The 14,675-nt window shown below is 52.2% G+C and carries 13 protein-coding genes; 7 read left to right on the top strand and 6 right to left on the bottom strand.

Going from position 1 to position 14,675, the window contains the following annotated elements:
• Positions 1 to 135 precede the first annotated feature (135 nt).
• A complete protein-coding gene (locus tag DYA43_RS18425) occupies positions 136 to 798 on the top strand; it encodes a glutathione S-transferase family protein (RefSeq protein ID WP_061055344.1) in 663 nt (220 codons plus the stop codon).
• 86 nt (positions 799 to 884) lie between these two features.
• Here the strand turns inward: DYA43_RS18425 and DYA43_RS18420 are convergent, their stop codons facing one another.
• From DYA43_RS18420 to DYA43_RS18410, 3 genes are all read right to left on the bottom strand, one after another.
• A complete protein-coding gene (locus DYA43_RS18420; protein ID WP_020328855.1) occupies positions 885 to 2,213 on the bottom strand; it encodes an MFS transporter in 1,329 nt (442 codons plus the stop codon).
• A 237-nt stretch (positions 2,214 to 2,450) separates the two neighbouring features.
• Positions 2,451 to 3,068, bottom strand: coding sequence for a YagU family protein (locus DYA43_RS18415; protein WP_061055343.1), 618 nt, complete (start codon positions 3,066 to 3,068; stop codon positions 2,451 to 2,453).
• A gap of 278 nt (positions 3,069 to 3,346) precedes the next feature.
• Positions 3,347 to 4,252, bottom strand: a complete 906-nt coding sequence (locus tag DYA43_RS18410) for an EamA family transporter (RefSeq protein WP_061055342.1) — start codon at positions 4,250 to 4,252, stop codon at positions 3,347 to 3,349.
• A gap of 105 nt (positions 4,253 to 4,357) precedes the next feature.
• On the opposite strand from DYA43_RS18410, the gene DYA43_RS18405 reads away from it, so the two are divergent.
• The 6 genes from DYA43_RS18405 to DYA43_RS18380 all read left to right on the top strand — a co-directional run bounded on the left by DYA43_RS18405 (position 4,358) and on the right by DYA43_RS18380 (position 9,540).
• Positions 4,358 to 5,734 carry an aminotransferase-like domain-containing protein gene (locus DYA43_RS18405; protein ID WP_047459517.1) on the top strand — a complete coding sequence of 459 codons (1,377 nt, stop codon included), beginning with the start codon at positions 4,358 to 4,360 and terminating at the stop codon, positions 5,732 to 5,734.
• A 171-nt stretch (positions 5,735 to 5,905) separates the two neighbouring features.
• The gene (locus DYA43_RS18400; protein WP_020328852.1) at positions 5,906 to 6,442 is read left to right on the top strand and encodes a hypothetical protein; all 537 of its coding nucleotides are present in this window, start codon (positions 5,906 to 5,908) and stop codon (positions 6,440 to 6,442) included.
• A 116-nt stretch (positions 6,443 to 6,558) separates the two neighbouring features.
• The gene (locus DYA43_RS18395; protein ID WP_061055341.1) at positions 6,559 to 7,353 is read left to right on the top strand and encodes a PhzF family phenazine biosynthesis protein; all 795 of its coding nucleotides are present in this window, start codon (positions 6,559 to 6,561) and stop codon (positions 7,351 to 7,353) included.
• A gap of 44 nt (positions 7,354 to 7,397) precedes the next feature.
• Positions 7,398 to 7,757 carry a GFA family protein gene (locus DYA43_RS18390; RefSeq protein ID WP_061055340.1) on the top strand — a complete coding sequence of 120 codons (360 nt, stop codon included), beginning with the start codon at positions 7,398 to 7,400 and terminating at the stop codon, positions 7,755 to 7,757.
• 2 nt (positions 7,758 to 7,759) lie between these two features.
• Complete coding sequence (locus DYA43_RS18385) at positions 7,760 to 8,467, top strand: AraC family transcriptional regulator (protein WP_061055339.1); 708 nt, start codon at positions 7,760 to 7,762, stop codon at positions 8,465 to 8,467.
• 152 nt (positions 8,468 to 8,619) lie between these two features.
• Positions 8,620 to 9,540 (top strand): DMT family transporter, encoded by a 921-nt coding sequence (locus tag DYA43_RS18380; protein ID WP_061055338.1) that lies wholly within the window; start codon positions 8,620 to 8,622, stop codon positions 9,538 to 9,540.
• A gap of 27 nt (positions 9,541 to 9,567) precedes the next feature.
• Here the strand turns inward: DYA43_RS18380 and DYA43_RS18375 are convergent, their stop codons facing one another.
• From DYA43_RS18375 to DYA43_RS18365, 3 genes are all read right to left on the bottom strand, one after another.
• Positions 9,568 to 12,453 (bottom strand): alkaline phosphatase family protein, encoded by a 2,886-nt coding sequence (locus DYA43_RS18375; protein WP_061055337.1) that lies wholly within the window; start codon positions 12,451 to 12,453, stop codon positions 9,568 to 9,570.
• Between the two features lie 21 nt (positions 12,454 to 12,474).
• Entirely contained in the window at positions 12,475 to 13,554 is a 1,080-nt protein-coding gene (locus DYA43_RS18370) for a threonine aldolase family protein (protein ID WP_061055336.1), read from the bottom strand.
• 118 nt (positions 13,555 to 13,672) lie between these two features.
• Entirely contained in the window at positions 13,673 to 14,647 is a 975-nt protein-coding gene (locus DYA43_RS18365) for a sensor domain-containing diguanylate cyclase (RefSeq protein ID WP_032080889.1), read from the bottom strand.
• Positions 14,648 to 14,675: the final 28 nt, after the last annotated feature.

Genomic DNA, 14,675 nt, shown 5'->3' with positions numbered 1-14,675 from the left:
ATTAAACAATGTTTCAGCACAATACTCGCAAATAGAATCTTCATAGATTATTTTTTGTGTAGCCGCGACAGGTTTTAACCGCAACTAACCGTAATGACTTGTTAACTATCCAAAACCGATGAAAGGGACTGAGCAATGAGCAAACTATCTATTCACTATTTTGATTTTCCCGGTGGACGAGCGGAACCCGCACGCATTGCATTACGTTATGCTGGCATCGATTTCGAGGATGTGCGTTTTTCACCCAAAGAGTTGGCTGAAAGGGCGAAGGCTTACCCGCTAGGCAAAGTGCCGGTGATGGACGTTGAAGGCCATCGGGTAACTCAATCCAACGCAATCAACCGCTATGTGGGCAAATTGACGGGCTTATACCCGAATGACCCCATTCAAGCGCTGCTGTGCGATGAAGCATTGGACGCGGCAGAAGAACTCACCGCGAAGGTTGCAGAAACATTTTCTTTGCAAGGCGAAGAACTGAAAGCCGCGCGAGAAAAGTTATGCGCTACGGTCTTTCCGGCGTATCTGACCTTCTTTTCAAAGAAACTAGCTCAAGCGGGTGACTACTTTGCGGACAATCGTCTCACGATCGCCGATCTTAGAGTAATGATGTTGCTTCGCCACCTTTGTTCCGGTGCGCTCGATCATGTTCCTGCGGATTTGGTCGACAAACACGCCCCCAAAACTGCAAGACTATCTGCAACGAGTCAGCCAACACGAAGTGTTTGTCAAAGGACACGCGTCATAAATGGCTCAGTTCCACTCTCACATTATCTCAACGGGTTGCCATCAATCACGTGATTGTCGGAATGTGCGAAGAGCAAATAAGCGCCTTTTTAAGGCCTTATCTGGGCAAATCGTGATAGTGGCGGCAAGAAGAAAATCACTTACGCCACTTCTGCCTTACTCTCTTCTTCCTCTTCAGATTCAGATTCCATCTCTTCATCGTCAGTGTCCGGAGTTGGCGTCATCTGCTCTTGTACTGATTCAATATCAACCCGTGGGTCGAGCGCTGCCGCCAGTGGCGAAGAGACTAAATCGCCCGTCGCCATGATGTAATCTTCGGTGGTTTGCACTTCGGCTTTTTGCTGTGAGTTGATGTATTGCAGCGTCAAGAACAGCACACAACCACACGCTCCCATAAAGCCATACAGCATATTATTGCCCAGCCATTGCATCACGCCTGAAGCAATCAGCGGGCCGATACTGGCTCCCAAACCAAAGGTCAGCAGGATAGTCGCCGATAGACCGACTCGCTCACTTTGTTCGACGCGAGAATTCGCCAGCGCAGTAGCCAGCGGATAGAGGGTGAACGCTAAGATGCCAAACAGAAATGTCATCACCAGTGCCGCAAAGTGATGGTAAGGCGTGAATGCGATACTCAGTGTCAACCCGACCAGCAACACACAGTTGATGCGAATCAGGCTACTGCGCGAGATGACATCAGAAAGTTTACCCATCGGCCACTGAGCAAGCAGGCCAGCTAAAATGGTAGCGGTCATGTAGGTGGCGACCTCTTCCGGCGCCAGCCCAAGATTACTGGCATAAGCTGGTGCCAGGCCGTAAAACGAACCGACCACCATGCTGCCAATCGCTACCGTAGTAAGCGCTTGCGGTGCTTTTTTCCAGTAATAGGTGATGTGCAGCGGCGCGGGCACCAATGGCGCCGGGTGAATACGCCGGGTAATTGCAATCGGCACAATGCAGAGCGCAAAACAGATGGCGATCAGCAGTAGCGGTTCCAGACCTAAATCGGGGTAGAGACTGATTGCGCCCTGGCCCAGAATCAACGCAAGGTACGACACGATCATGTAACTGGCGAACACCGTGCCCCGTTGACTGTTGTCTGCCTGCTCGTTCAGCCAGCTTTCCAGCACCATGTATTGGCACATCATGCCGATACCGACTATCAGCCGCAGCACAATCCAAATGGTGAGCTGATCAACTAATGCATGGCCCAGAGCGGATGCGGTGACAATCCCGGCACTGGCTACGAACGCACGAATGTGGCCTACCCGTGCAATCAAACGGTGACCAATCTTAGAACCAGCAACCAGCCCCGCGTAGTATGCCGACATCATGCCACCAATCCAGATTTCAGGCACTTGCATGGCTGAAAGGCGAAGTCCGAGGTAGGTCGTCAACAGGCCGCTGGCCAGCACAGTCAGCAGTGTCGTGCTGTACAAAGAGGCAAAAGTACGCAGAGGGTTTGTCATCTACAAGTCCTTGTAAACATGCCGAGGATACTGTCGGCAATGCGTCGCCCGTTGATTGGCGCGACGAGAAAAATGAACGTCTTGTTCTCAGGAATCCCCTCTCAATCTAGCAGTTCTTTAAGCGCAATGTACATGACTGAAACGCGTAACCGTGGACTGAATCTCTCAACAATTTTTGCGACGGTGAAACGTAAAAAAGGTCGCTAATGCGACCTTTTTTACACAATGTGTAATTATTTATCGGGTGGTTGCACTCAGTGCTACTTCAGGATCCGGCTCATGTGTGATGCGGTTGCGCAGATCACGACGAATAATTTCAATAGACCAGAACCAAACCAAGTGACCAACGATTTCAGACACGTGTTCATACCATGGCCATGCCATCACAGGCGGGGTCAAACCTAACATTGGGAAGGTGATCATATGTACACCGATTTGCGCCAGCGCACCAGCAAACAGGCCTTGCCATAATTTGATTTTCGGAAACTGTTCAGCCACCACACAGTAACCGACTGCAAACACGATAGAAAAAATAATGTGAGTCACGCCAACCCAGTTGAATACATGACCCGCAAAGGTGTACACCGCTTCATTTGGATCAATAACACCAATCCAGTCACGCAGGAAAACATAAGGAGGGTTTAAGAAGTTACGCGAGCAGTCGATGTGATCGGCAGCGCGAATCAACGATTCCGGCGCACAAGCCGCTTGGAAAAGATCACTTGGGCTACGTGGTGGCAGCGGCACTTCAGCCCCCCACTTCACGAAAGCAGAAACGATACCTGCGATTAAACCAATGAAGGCAGCCAAACCATAACGTCGGCGAGAAGGATCTGTTTGTTGAAATATATTCATTTTTTATTCCTGGTAATATTTTGTTACAAAGCCAATAACGTGAACAATATCACCCTATACACCGAAAAATATGAAGATAGATCAATTTATAATGAAACCGGTCACATTTTTATTTTTACTGTTAAAACTATCATCTTATGCAGGCCTAATTGACACGACTCCCGTTGAAGAAACTGATAAAACAAACAATAACAAATGGTTGAATCATAATGCCTCCCCACATAAACAAAAAATGCCCTGAATAAAAATCCAGAGCATTTCGAGCGCTTAATGACGCGTTATACGGAGGTGGGCGCACTCACTGTTCGCTTCTCAAACGCAGGCTGTTTTTTGCTCTGCGGATAGAGCACCAAACCAATTCCCAGTAAGAAGGTGCTGCATGATACCCACTGAGCGAGCGACAGTTGCTCATCGTAGATCGCGTAACCACTCAGCAGCGCAAACACCGACACCAACAACGTCATTGGCGCCAATTGACTCATCGGGTATTTAAGGACCATTTTGTTCCACACCCAATAGCCGAATACGGTGGTCGGGTAAGCCTGAAACAGCACTGAAATCCACGCATTACTGTTCCACTGTTGATAGGTGGTACTCAGCACGTCCCATCCATTCATGCCGACGCTCAGCGCGACCAAAGGCAGCGGCGCAAACAACATACCCCAAATGTTGAATGCAAAAGCCGAGCGCGTGCCCGATTTGCGTACAATCACCCCCGCCAGTGGCCAGCAAATTGCCGAGATCATGATAAACAACACGCCTGCGAGCGTAACGTTGCCATTGGTGTAAATGATAGAGACCACTAGCCCAACCACGGACACCACGATCCCTGTCGCCATGCGGGCGGAAATCACCTCTTTATACAGCAACACCCCGACCAGCACGGTGGTCAGCACATCGGTTTGCAGCAACACCGATGCCATACCCGACGACAAACCAAACGTGATGGAGCACGATGCCATGCCCCAAATACCAGTACCGAACACCAAGCCATAGGCCATCAGATAGCGCCACTGCACATTGGGTTTACGGACAAAGAAAATGATTGGAAACGTGGCGCAGAAAAAGCGCGCGGCGGCGATCAACAGCGGATCCATCTCGCTCACGCCCAGTTTGATCATCGAAAAATTGAATCCCCAGATTGCCATCACGCTGATGATGAGCAGTAAATCTCGTCCCTGCATTGCTTATCTCCTGACTTTTAACCTTGTCACCCAAGTCTCCCTTGCCGAACAAAAACAGTACAGATACAATTTTATAAAATTTAACCAGTACAATTTGGTGACAGCATGGCGCGGTATAAACAACTGGCAGAGAAATTTGTTCACGATATTGAGGCAGGGAAACTGACGCCAGGCGATCGTATGTTGTCGCTGCGCCAGTTCGCCAGCCAACATGGCGTCAGTGTCTCGACTGCCGTCAGTTGCTATGCTGAACTCGAAGCGCAAGGCTGGTTGGTTGCCCGGCCGCAGGCCGGATTCTTTATTGCTCAGCAAAGCCAGATTGCACCGCCGCCGAGCTGGCCACCTTTTCGCAGCACCGTCACCACGCCGACCACCATTCGCAGCCGCACGCTGGCACCTTGCGGGCCACTCGGTACATCGCGTTTGCAACTGGATAATCCCACGCAGCAGGCGCTGGATCGCAGCCTGCGCCGAGCGATGAAACGGGCCGCCAACAAAATAACCTATTACCCGGAAACCCAAGGCGAACCAGCCCTGCTCAACGCACTCGCCACTCATTTCACGCACTGCGGCTTTGCGCTCAACGCACAGGAGCTGGTGATCACTCACGGTTGTATGGATGCGGTCAAAAACGCACTGCAGGTTTGTACACAACCCGGCGACACCGTGGCCGTCAGTTCGCCCTGTTACAATGGCTTGTTGGATTTGCTCTCCCAACTTTCATTGCGCATTATCGAAATTCCCTCTCTGGCTGATGGCATCGACCTCGATCAGTTCGAACAGCACCTTCAATGTGGCCAAGTGCAGGCAGGTTTGTTCTGCACCACCCACATGAACCCACAGGGTATTACGCTCTCCAGCCAGCAAAAGGAGCGCTTGGCTAAACTTGCTAATCACTACCGGGTGCCCGTAATTGAAGATGACGTCTATCTGGAACTGCCCCATCGCCATCAGCCACTGCTGCCCGCCGCGTATTACGATGACGGCGGATACGTTCTGTGGTGTGGCTCAGTATCGAAAACCTTGTCCCCCAGTTATCGGATTGGCTGGTGCCGCCCGGGGCGCTTTTTTCAGCCGTATTTGAAACGAGCCTTGGGCGTGCCAACGCTGATTCAATATGCACTGGCCGATTTTATCGACTCCGGCGCTTACGCCAGTCATCTCAAACGGGTGCGTTACCAACTCAGTCAGCACAAAGCCTACTACCTCAATTACCTGAGTGAACATCTGCCAACAGGCAGCCGGATTACGCAGCCCGATGGTGGTTTGGTGTTATGGATGCAGATCCCCGGCCTCAATGCCAAAGCCGTCGGTGAGGCTGCTGAGCAGGCGCAGCTTGATATTCGTATCGGCCCTTGGTTTACAGAGTCTGAGCGCTATCAGGACTGCCTACGCATTAATATCGGCTTTGCGCCAAGCGAAGAGATAACCGGAGAACTGGCTAGGCTGATGACGGTCATCAAGCAGCACGTGCGCCTTTAAGCGCGAATGCCAGCGCAAAGCGTCTTGTGTCTAAGATTTTAAGCACAACATTGCACAAGAGATAGACAGTTTCATCGCCAGCTCCTAGACTTCTCATGCCGTGATTAACGTGCTGAAAATCATAACAATAACTTCAACGCCAGCTGGCTTAACTTTCAAAGGAACGACGAAATGAAACACACCCCGGTATGGGCAGGTCTGCTACTGCTACTCTGCTCAACATCAGGCTTTGCGAAAACCGTACTGACTGAGAAAAACCTCGATACTTACATGCAGGTGACCGAAGAGCTCGACGCAACCGCAGAGGATTCTTTTGACACCGACGAGACAACGATGCCACTGACCTACGCGGCGCACTGTGACTGGCAACGCCACTATCAACAGGCCGTCGCTTCAGCCCCCGCCAAAGAGGTCGCGGATGTGGAAGCAGCAGCCAAACATCATGGCATGTCACCGGTTGAGTACTTCGAGTTCACCCACAAAATGCAGTGGATGATGATGGAAGAGATGCAGATGATGCTCAAATCCAGCGAATCGTTACTGAAATCCCTGCCAGCGGAGAGCCGTAGCGAGCTCGAAGCGGAAATTGCCAATCAGAACAACGTGATTGAACTGCTGAACCGCTGCATGACTGATGAAGACAAAAAAGCAGCGCAACGCCTCAAACCGATCCTGATGAAAAAAGCCATGCAGATGATGGAAAACTAATTGGTTATTGTCGGGGCGGGCTTTAAGCCCCGGCTTTTCTCTGTGCTTCCCCGTTGCTATATGCCTGATTTTCTGTATGTTGGACAATCAAACATCAGAGGGAATCGGGAGAAAATATGGAACTGGAACTGTTTGTGGTTGATGCCTTTACCACCGAACGCTTTAAGGGCAACTCGGCCGCCGTTGTCCCTGTCACGGACTGGCTGAGCGACGAGCTCATGCTCGCCATTGCCCAGGAAAACAACCTCTCTGAAACCGCGTTCATCAAACGCCTTGCTGCGGACCATTACGCCATCCGCTGGTTTTCTCCTCTGACCGAAATTGATTTCTGTGGCCATGCGACACTGGCCTCCGCTTACGTGTTGTTCAATCACTTTGGCGGAGGCGATACATTGACGTTCGATACTGCCGCCGTCGGCACACTCAGCGTGACCCAGTCGGCGGACAAGCGCATCGCGATGAGCTTTCCCAATCGCGCGCCGCAACCTGTCAGTGACATTCCAGCCGCTTTACTGGAAGGGCTTTCCATCAAGCCTGATGAAGTGCTTCTCAGCCCTCAAGCCTATTTTGCGGTGTACAAGGATGAAGCAGCGGTGACTCAGGTGCTGCGCGATAACCAAAAACTCAAACAACTCGCACCGTATGATGTGGTTGCGACGGCCAAATCGGCCGACTATGATTTTATCTCGCGCTATTTCTGGCCCGCCAATGGCGGTGATGAGGATCCGGTGACGGGTTCAATTCATGCCGGACTGGCACCCTTCTGGGGCGAACGTCTGGGTAAAACCAAGCTTCTCGCTTATCAGGCGTCACAACGTGGCGGTTTGCTGCAGTGCGAATTGCAAGGCGATCGCGTCATCGTTTCCGGCCATGGCGTGCTCTATCTGCGTGGCAACATTCACGTTACTTAGCACGTTTGATGCCGTTGAAACCTCAACTCAGGAAGGACGACATTATGATTCGTGGACACTGTCACTGCAGCAACATCAGTTTGGAGATCCCGCGTCTCACCACGACAGCCACTGAATGCAACTGCTCTATTTGTCGCCGTTATGGCGCGCTTTGGGGTTACTTTACTCAACCTGAAGTTAAGGTCATCGATCAGGGGGCGGGTCTTGAACAGTATGTATGGGGTGATCAATGTATTGAGTTTCAGCGCTGTAAAGGATGCGGCTGCGTCACCCATTACACGGCGGCTCCGGGCACGGGCAGCGAGCGCCTTGCTGTCAACTATCGAATGTTTGATGCCGTGGTCCAACAGGCCTTGACCATTCGCCACTTTGACGGCGCCGATTCGTGGCGTTATCTGGATTAACAATGCGCAACCGTCTGTCGATTCGCTCCTACACTGCCCACTCCACCAGCCACATGCACCACTATCACCAGTTGGTGTTGCCGCTATCGGGCTACATCGACATTGTGGTCGATGATGTCGTGCTCAAATCTGGTTTGGGCGATTGCGTGGTGATTCGCGCCGGATCGCGCCACGATTTCAGCGCGCCGGAAGCGTTCCGTTTTCTGGTTGCCGATCTCAACGAACTGCCTGCCAATCTGACTCAGTCGGAAGTCGTGAGTTTTCTGCTTGATCCTTCAGCGTTGGCGTACATTCAGTTCGTCGACAAGCAGCTCAGTGCGCAGGTTGATAAACACATTGAAGCCATGACGCTGGAGCTGTTTCTGGCGCTGTTGGCTCGCCAGAGCTTTGCGCGCAAAATCGACCCGCGAATTCAAAAAGCGGTGCAGACAATGCGCGATAATCTGGCCCGTTCACTGACCATCATTGAGCTGGCCAACATTGCGTGCCTGAGCACCACTCAATACAAGAACCTGTTCAAAGCCAATCTGGGGATGACGACGTTTCAGTACCTTACCCAACTGAGAATGGAGCGTGCCCGCGCACTGCTGACTCACTCCGACTACCCGATTGGTCTGATTGCTGAGCAAGTGGGCTTTCAGGATCCTTCCGCTTTCAGCCGCAGTTTCAGCCGTTATTTTGGCCAGCCGCCCAAGTTCTACGCCAAGTAAGTTTTCCATCCCAACAATACATATGGTGAACTTGTAGCGGTGGCAACACGAAAAGCACCATCTCGGCGTAGCAAAGTGTCCTTTCTGCACAATTTTAAAAAATAATCGCTCTACTATCGGTGTTACTGATTTTTGTTCACCGAGAATGTCTCATGTCGCGTTCAATACGTTTCAACCAACCTTATTCCCTGCTGACACTGGCGCCGACTCTGTTTCTTCTGATGTGGAGCAGTGGTGCGGTGATGGTCAAGCTCGGCTTAGAACACGCTTCCGTCTGGAGCTTTCTGATTGCCCGTTCGGCCATTTCTTTCACGCTGACACTGTTATTACTGCGCCTGATGCGCGGCCGCTGGCGACCCAATCTGTCTCACACCACTGGGGCTACCCGGTGGAACCTACTGGGCTCCGGCTTGCTATTGCAGGCCGGCTATCTCAGTGGTTACTTTCTGGCGATCTCAACAGGTCTGTCTCCGGGCATCGTTACCGTCATTTTGGGCTTACAACCACTCCTGACACCACTGCTGACCGGGCAACGTCAGAGCCGACGCGCAATGCTGTTTCTGCTGTTTGGATTTATAGGGCTGAGCCTTGCAGTCGCTGGGTCGGCGCAACTGGACGCGCTGAACTGGAGCGGGATAGGTCTGGCGATACTGGCATTGGCAGCGATTACTTTTGGCACCATTTGCCAAGGCCGAATCAAGCTCGACAATCTGGATTCGGTAGTGTGTCAGAACAGTGTAGCACTGGTTATTTTCAGCCTTATCCAACTGACGCAACCCTGGCAGATGCAGTGGAATACGCCGCTTGTCATCTCACTACTGTGGATGAGTGTGGTGGTGTCGACCGGCGCGTTGCTGCTGTTGATGCTGATGCTCAAACATCAGTCCGCCAGTCAGGTCAGCGTGCTGTTCTACTGCATTCCGGTGCTGACGATTCTGTTTGATTACGCGCTATTTGGCACCACGCTCAGCCTGATGTCATGGGTTGGGGTGCTCACCGTTGCCGCAAGCGTATGGGGTTATCAGAACGACAAAGCCAGACGCGCGTTAATCGCGAACGCAGCGTCTGGCTAAGAGGGAGATATCACCTCAGGTGATAAGTTACTGATTGTGAATATCGAGCTTATTCAGCAGCGATGGAAAGCCCCAACCATTTTGACCCGGCACTACCGTTTCGCCGGTTAAATATTCAAACAATGTCGGTGCCAATGAGCCGTTCGCTTCACTCAGCAGCGGCTTTTTATTGGCTCCCACCGGCGCGCCCCAAAAGCCCAGAAACGCATCTTTTTCCAGATAACTTTCCCCGGCATGACGTCCCGGCACTTTGGTGTTGTAGCCAATACCATCACGCGGGAACAGGTTGACGGTGCCAGCACGGTCCTCTTCGTAGATGGCTGCTAACTGATTGACGGAATCCGGCCGCGCGCTAAAGCGGGTCAAATCACGCCATTGATTGGCATTACACCAACTTGCGACGTGATCTGCGGTCGCTTTATACAGGCATTTATCCACCAGCTTGGCGTAATGGCTGAGTGCCAGCTCGCTCGGGCGTGACAGATACGGGTTGAGCACCTGCACATCCAGCAGACGCGCTTTACCATTTACGCCAGCGTAATAGAGCTTGTCGCCCTGCTTGCGGATAATTTCATCCACCCGCTGACCGTCGCGTTCGCCAATCAGACGCACCGCACATTGCTTCAAATTGCAGGCGCTTTCGCGGACCGCCAGATAATCCAGCGTATCGCCAAGACGGGTCACGCTCTCGGCAATAACATCGATGGGTTTCTCGCTCTCTGCGGGTTGCCATTGGGTCAGTTCCTGATACACCGGTTGCACTGTCCAGCCTGCTTTGGCGTTAAAGAAATCCAGCATGAAGTTACCGCCCGCGGTCGACGCAACCACCACATCGACCTGATGATAGCCAGGCGGATTGAGCGCGTTGGTCAGCTTCGGCCCTTCACCTTCATCTGAGGAGATTTTCTCCAGATGAATCGGGATTCCGAGTTCTTTCGCCAGCGGAGTGAAGATCTGCTTTTCCGGATTGAGCGCAAAATAGACCGGCGCCAGGCCGTGGTCCCCCGCCATACCCCACAAAGTGCGCTCATACACACCTGCATCCCGATAAGCACTTTCCATCCGCCCTAACCAGTAATCAAGACGGTTAAGCTCGCCCGTGGGCATGATGACTTCATCGCTGAACGGGCCGGTAAAATGCGCAAAATGATCCGGCCACGGGTTGTACACCAGGGTGTAATCCGGCAAACCGTTGATGTCTTGCTCGGCGTATTCGGCCAGTGCTTGTTGCAACGACCATTTGCGGCTCAGGCGAGTGTAGAAATCCCATTTGGAAATGTCCTGATAGTGACTTACCTGCTCAATCAGTGTCGCGCGCACGCCATTCAGCGATTGCTCCACTTTCGCCCGCGATTCAAGGTCGCGCAAGCAGCGTTTCTCACCAAAATCGCGCTGCGCCTCGCCGACACCGAGGTTGATTAAGCCATCGTACGTGACGTGCGCATTCCAGTCGTATTGCGCGTTGCAGTTAAGCGTTTTGAGGTAGTCCAAACGATCAAACATAGTTTTGACATGACGTTCACCAACCAGCTTATCGAGCTGCAATGCATCATTGCCGTAGAAGTAATACGCCCGGTCTTGTTGGCGATCGACAAAGTGGAAATTGGGAATGCCGGTACCGCCATCGCCGGAGACTTTCGCCCCCGTTTTGATCAGCGGCAGGTTGCGCACGCTGATGGTGGGCGTCGAGGAAATCCCTACCTGAACGATATTGCTGTGCTCACTACGATAAAGGCGCTTAAAGAACGGCAAGTAATAGGGATCGTGATACGGCTGTTCGGCGAGGATTTGCATAAAGCGCACCTGCTGCTGATGCTCAGGCTGTTCATGAGTCAACGGCGAACGTACCGACTCCGCATTTACCTGACGGCGGTGCACTTCGCCGATAAATGGCTTACTCGGATCAACCAGCCCCTGCATCAGGCCTTGTTGCAAACCATCGACGGTAATCTGCACCGCAAAACGGCGCTGCTGCTGAGAACGCAGAAAATCCGCGACTTGTGCCGGGTTACTGTCGAGCGTGTCCACCAGCCAATCCGTCAAGCGTTCAGTACGCTCCTGCTGATACAAAAACTGGCGATACCCTTTGAGCACATTGAGGCGCACAAAATCGATCAGACTGACGGTCACAGCTTCTGCTTTGTTGTTGATTTTGCTGGCATTGGCGGGTTTGGCATCTTCCATCACCGCCAGCAGCGCATTTTTCATATCGCCGTCCTGCATGCCAGATGAGGCTTTCTCCAGCAGCCCAACCACTATGGGTTGAATTTTAGCGACCAACGCTTTGTCTTGCGCACTGCCGCTCAGGTATTGATACTGCTGCGGCAACTGAGCCACATTTTGCCACTCGCCCACCTGCACCAACGCATCATACAGCGTCACCAAAGTCGCGATGAAATCGCGATCAACTTTAATCCCTTCCTGATGCGCCTGATCTTTACTGCGCATCTGGGTTTCATCCGTCGGCTTATCACCCACATGATACAGACTGTGTTCAAAGCCTTTGAGCGCTTGCTCGTCGTACACGCTGCTAAGATACGCTTTGAACTGATCACCCGGCTCAATCCCGGTGTAACGGTCGTAATACTGATAGAGGAAGTAGCCGAGCGGAATGGCGTAGCCCGGATCGGAAATTTGCTTAATGACGCGAGCTTTGACTTTCGCGTCCAGCGGTAAAGTCAGAATGTAGGTATCGAGCGACACTCCCGCGATAGTAAAAATAGTGGCATCACGCGCCACGGTGGTCGAATAGCTGAGCGATGAGACAATCTGATTTTTGAGGATCTCAGCGGAGTTAAACACGCCGCCGATGATGGGCGTGTCCCCCAACGCCGCCTGAGCGGGAGAGGCCAGTAAACAGGCAGACACCGCTGCAATGAGCGGTGTCTGATGAGTCAATTTCAAATAAGACATAGACGGAGATTCCGTAAATCGTTATTGGCTAAGCTGCTCTCGCACCCAATCCAGCACTTCAATCAGTTGGTGATCAGGTATGTTGAGCAACCGGTCACCCACATACCACTCAATGAAGCTTTGATTCGGTTGCGGTGCACTCTGCGGGTTGCCTAGCCAGATTTTCTTGTCTGACGCCAGACGGTTACGCAGTACGATCGCATTGTCGACGCTTAGTGGCAGATAGAGGTGCAGCATGTTGGCCTGCGGCTCAATCGGGTTGAGCACAAATTCCGGATATTCAAGCAGGATTTGATAAACCTGTTGCGTGCGCTCGTATAGCGCGGGCATCATCGCAAGGCGCTGTTCAAACTGCATCGCAGCCGAGACCACATAAGGTGTGCGATGATATACGTTGCCGCCCTGACGGCGCATCCACACGGCCGCTTTCTGAATAAAGGCTTTGCTGCCAAGCAACATTGAGCCACCAAGGCCATTCACGCCTTTATACAAAGAGACATACGCGGTGCTAAACCCCTTAGCAATATCACGATAACTCTTCTGATAATACGCGGCCGATTCCCATAAGCGCGCACCGTCCATGTGCAGGTGGATACCCTGCTCGGCGCAGTATGTTTTGACCTCTTCCAGTTGTTGCCAACTTGGCAGCTGACCACCAATCTCACGCATCGGCAGTTCGTACACCGCCGCCGCAATTTCATCCGGCCAGGCTTTAAGATCTTTGACATTCCACGGACGATGGCGATCGCCGACGGGCAGTACCTGAAAGCGTTGCTGCATCTGATAGCCCTGCGCTTCATGCGCAAAGATGTGACAGGTTTCGTGCATCGCAACCACCGGGCAACGTTTTTCCTGACACACCAACTGCAACGCGGTTGGCTGGGTCATGGTACCCGTGATCACAAACAGCGCGGCCTCAAAGCCCAGTAGCTCAGCGACCTGCTGTTCAAAATTCTGAATGGTTTTTCCTTCTCCGTAAGCATCATGCACAGCATCATGCTCCTGGCACCAGTCTGCCATCTGGCGAAACAGTGTCGCCGGATCCGGTTCATGGTTGCCCGCGATAAAGGTGTGGCATTGTTGGCGAAGATCGGCATCCATACGTTCTCATCCTATTGCATATCGTCCAAGCAGAACGATATCACTCCCGAATGAATTTTCGATACTGATGCACTAAAACTGTGAAACGTAGTGAGGAACGAGCAACCCCAAAGCGTGATCAGCGTCCTTTGGCGGCCCGAATTTGTGTTTTCTGACGGTACATTACCTGATCAGCCTGTTCGAGTAAGGTATCGATACTGACATCCGCCACTCCATCCCCTGCCACGGTGCCGCTGCAAAACGCCAGCTGATAAGGACGACCAGCGGTGTGGTTAAACTGTGCTACGGATTGACGGAAACGTTCGATCGCGTTTTCAGCATCCGCTGGCAGTGTCGCCGACATAAACACCACAAACTCGTCGCCGCCGAGGCGAGCAAGCAGATCCGATTCGCGAAAGCTTTGTTTCATCAACTGTGCAAAATCTTGCAGCGCATCGTCACCGATGGAATGGCCAAGTTTGTCGTTAATCTCTTTGAAACCATTGAGGTCAAAAAACGCCAAACTGTAAGGCATGCTGTTGAAACGGCAGTGCGCTAAGCTCTTTCCTACCAGAGATAAAAAGCCGCGACGATTGGAAATATTGGTGAGCTCATCCATCGAAGCATTGTGCGTTGCCGACAGCTCACGCTCCGCCATTTTGGCCAGATCAAGCAAATCAACAATCTGGTCCTGATCCAGGTTACGCGGCTCGGTATCAATAATGCACAACGTGCCGAGCTTGGTACCATCCTGGAACACCAGTGGCACACCCGCATAGAAGCGAATGTGAGGTTTATCGGTTACCAGCGGGTTGTCGGCAAAGCGTTCGTCCACTTCAGCGTCATTGATGATAAACGGTTCATCGCCCAAAATTGCATGCCCGCAGAAAGAAACATCCCGCGGCGTCTCTTTCACATCCAGACCAAAACTGGACTTGAACCACTGGCGTTTCTCATCCACCAGAGTCACCAGGGCAATCGGCACATCAAACAGGCGTCTTGCCAGGCGAGTAACACGATCAAAACGCTCTTCCGGTGCGGTATCCAGAATGCCGAGTTTGTGCAGGTTGGCAATACGTTGTTGTTCGTCGAGAGGTTTGGCTGGTATTTGCATGGCGACTCGCCGTTTACACTGTTAACAT

Origin of the sequence: Vibrio fluvialis, from assembly GCF_900460245.1 — a bacterium.
Taxonomy (GTDB): Bacteria; Pseudomonadota; Gammaproteobacteria; order Enterobacterales; family Vibrionaceae; genus Vibrio; species Vibrio fluvialis.
This window is presented reverse-complemented; position numbering and strand designations above follow the sequence as displayed.

What these genes read in the sequence shown, in the direction of transcription:
- DYA43_RS18425 (WP_061055344.1), top strand. Translation starts at nt 136, where the DNA reads ATGAGCAAACTATCTATTCACTATTTTGATTTTCCCGGTGGACGAGCG.
- DYA43_RS18420 (WP_020328855.1), bottom strand. Translation starts at nt 2,213, where the DNA reads ATGACAAACCCTCTGCGTACTTTTGCCTCTTTGTACAGCACGACACTG.
- DYA43_RS18415 (WP_061055343.1), bottom strand. Translation starts at nt 3,068, where the DNA reads ATGAATATATTTCAACAAACAGATCCTTCTCGCCGACGTTATGGTTTG.
- DYA43_RS18410 (WP_061055342.1), bottom strand. Translation starts at nt 4,252, where the DNA reads ATGCAGGGACGAGATTTACTGCTCATCATCAGCGTGATGGCAATCTGG.
- DYA43_RS18405 (WP_047459517.1), top strand. Translation starts at nt 4,358, where the DNA reads ATGGCGCGGTATAAACAACTGGCAGAGAAATTTGTTCACGATATTGAG.
- DYA43_RS18400 (WP_020328852.1), top strand. Translation starts at nt 5,906, where the DNA reads ATGAAACACACCCCGGTATGGGCAGGTCTGCTACTGCTACTCTGCTCA.
- DYA43_RS18395 (WP_061055341.1), top strand. Translation starts at nt 6,559, where the DNA reads ATGGAACTGGAACTGTTTGTGGTTGATGCCTTTACCACCGAACGCTTT.
- DYA43_RS18390 (WP_061055340.1), top strand. Translation starts at nt 7,398, where the DNA reads ATGATTCGTGGACACTGTCACTGCAGCAACATCAGTTTGGAGATCCCG.
- DYA43_RS18385 (WP_061055339.1), top strand. Translation starts at nt 7,760, where the DNA reads ATGCGCAACCGTCTGTCGATTCGCTCCTACACTGCCCACTCCACCAGC.
- DYA43_RS18380 (WP_061055338.1), top strand. Translation starts at nt 8,620, where the DNA reads ATGTCGCGTTCAATACGTTTCAACCAACCTTATTCCCTGCTGACACTG.
- DYA43_RS18375 (WP_061055337.1), bottom strand. Translation starts at nt 12,453, where the DNA reads ATGTCTTATTTGAAATTGACTCATCAGACACCGCTCATTGCAGCGGTG.
- DYA43_RS18370 (WP_061055336.1), bottom strand. Translation starts at nt 13,554, where the DNA reads ATGGATGCCGATCTTCGCCAACAATGCCACACCTTTATCGCGGGCAAC.
- DYA43_RS18365 (WP_032080889.1), bottom strand. Translation starts at nt 14,647, where the DNA reads ATGCAAATACCAGCCAAACCTCTCGACGAACAACAACGTATTGCCAAC.